Source organism: Actinomadura soli (assembly GCF_005889715.1).
In the GTDB taxonomy this organism is placed as follows: Bacteria; Actinomycetota; Actinomycetes; order Streptosporangiales; family Streptosporangiaceae; genus Spirillospora; species Spirillospora soli.
The window spans coordinates 1-805 of sequence record NZ_VCKW01000600.1 but is presented as its reverse complement, the minus strand read 5'-3'; the positions used below and the strand labels follow the sequence as shown (position 1 = coordinate 805).

The 805-nt window shown below is 71.3% G+C and carries 1 protein-coding gene and 1 pseudogene; both read right to left on the bottom strand.

Annotated elements, in window-relative coordinates:
- A partial coding sequence (locus tag ETD83_RS42085) for an arginine deiminase family protein (RefSeq protein ID WP_230421554.1) occupies nucleotides 1–555 on the bottom strand: 555 nt, incomplete at its 3' end.
- A gap of 12 nt (nucleotides 556–567) precedes the next feature.
- Nucleotides 568–805: pseudogene (locus tag ETD83_RS43410) on the bottom strand (hypothetical protein); the annotation flags it as partial.

The following is an 805-nucleotide window of genomic DNA, read 5'->3' as shown; positions in this document are numbered from 1 at the left end:
GATGGCGTCCAGATGGGCGGTCTCGCGGCGCCGGGCCGGTTTGGCCATCGGGTGCAGGGTGATCCCGTGGCCGATCCAGGCGGACGGGTCGCGGGTGAACAGGTGGTTGGGCAGCGGCGGCAGCACGAAGTCGCCGTCGTCCAGGGACGACAGCAGCAGGCTGTGCGCGGGCAGGCCGAGTTCGGCCTTGGTGATCCCGCCGATCAGGTGGCGGGCGAGCGTGGCGGGGTCGAAGTCGTCCAGCGCGGCCCGGACGGGTGCGGCCAGTGTCGGCCCGAGCGCGATATTGGACGCGGTGTGGTCGAGGATCCGGGCGCGGCCGTCGTCGAGTTTGAGGGTCTCGGCGAGCAGGTCGGCGAGGTAGTGCACCTGGACGCCGCGTTCGCGCAGGGTGTCGGCGAACACGTCGTGTTCCTGGCGGGCGCGTCTGGCCCACAGCACCTCGTCGAACAGCAGGTCGTCCTTGTTGGCCGGGGTGAGGCGGAGCAGTTCCAGGTCGGGGCGGTGCAGCAGCACCTGCCGCAGCCGCCCGACCTCGGAGGAGACGGTGAACACGGGTTGGTCCCTTCAGGCGGCTTGGGCGGGCAGTTCGGGCCTGTCGGCCTGGACGGGCTTGAGGGTGCCGCGCTGGTCGCGGTACTTCAGCCAGGCGTAGACGGGCATTCCGGCGAAGATCAGCAGGGTGCCCTTGTAGACGACCTCGTAGCCGGACCCGGCGATCGCCCACACCGAGTACCCGAACGCCAGCAGCGCGATGACGGCGGAACCGGCCAGGCGCCGGCCGGAGAACGCGGTGCGGTCGGTG